This is a genomic window from Parabacteroides sp. AF39-10AC, from assembly GCF_003635405.1.
In the GTDB taxonomy this organism is placed as follows: domain Bacteria; phylum Bacteroidota; class Bacteroidia; order Bacteroidales; family Tannerellaceae; genus Parabacteroides; species Parabacteroides distasonis.
The window spans coordinates 2,442-3,382 of the sequence record NZ_QTLP01000066.1 but is presented as its reverse complement, the minus strand read 5'-3'; the positions used below and the strand labels follow the sequence as shown (position 1 = coordinate 3,382).

Below are 941 nucleotides of genomic sequence, written 5' to 3'. Positions count from 1 at the left end.
TCGCCACGGACTATGCCCGGAAAATGGCACTCGACATGCGCATGATAGACCCGAATTACGAAGATCATCCCGACAACAAAGCGAGTCACTGTGCCAAGATGATCGCGGAGTATTATCAAAAATACGACGCCCAGAAAGGCACGCAGTTCGTTTTCTCTGATTTGGGGACATACCAGCCGGGCGACGGGTGGAACGTCTATTCGGAAATCAAGCGCAAACTGACGGAGGACTACGGTATACCGCCAAGCGAGGTGCGCTTCATTCAGGAGTGCAAGACCGACAAGGCGCGGAAGGCGGTGATAGACGCCATGAACGCCGGGACGGTGCGTGTGCTGTTCGGCTCTACCTCTATGCTCGGAACGGGTGTGAACGCCCAGAAACGGTGTGTGGCTATCCATCATCTCGATACGCCGTGGCGACCGTCCGACTTGCAACAGCGTGACGGACGCGGAGTTAGGGCAGGTAATGAGATTGCCAAACATTTCGCCGGGAACAACGTGGATGTAATCATCTACGCGGTGGAGAAGTCACTGGACAGCTACAAGTTCAACCTCCTGCACTGCAAGCAGACTTTCATAAGCCAGCTCAAAAGCGGTGCGATGGGTGCGCGTACCATCGACGAGGGGGCAATGGACGAAAAATCGGGCATGAATTTCTCGGAATACATGGCGTTGCTCTCCGGCAATACCGACCTGTTGGACAAGGCGAAACTGGAAAAGCGGATCGCATCGCTCGAAGGGGAACGCAAGTCGTTCAACAAGGGCAAGCGTGATTCGGAGTTCAAGCTGGAGTCAAAGACCGGCGAGTTGCGCAACAACACGGCTTTCATAGATGCCATGACGGAGGACTGGAACCGCTTCCTGTCGGTGGTGCAGACCGACAAGGAGGGCAACCGCCTTAATATAATAAAGGTGGACGGAGTGGATTCCGCCGATGAGAAG

The 941-nt window shown here is 54.8% G+C and carries 1 protein-coding gene; it reads left to right on the top strand.

From position 1 onward, the window contains the following. Window positions 1–941, top strand: a 941-nt coding sequence (locus DW033_RS24110; protein WP_233554310.1) for a helicase-related protein, incomplete at both ends; no start/stop codon positions are given.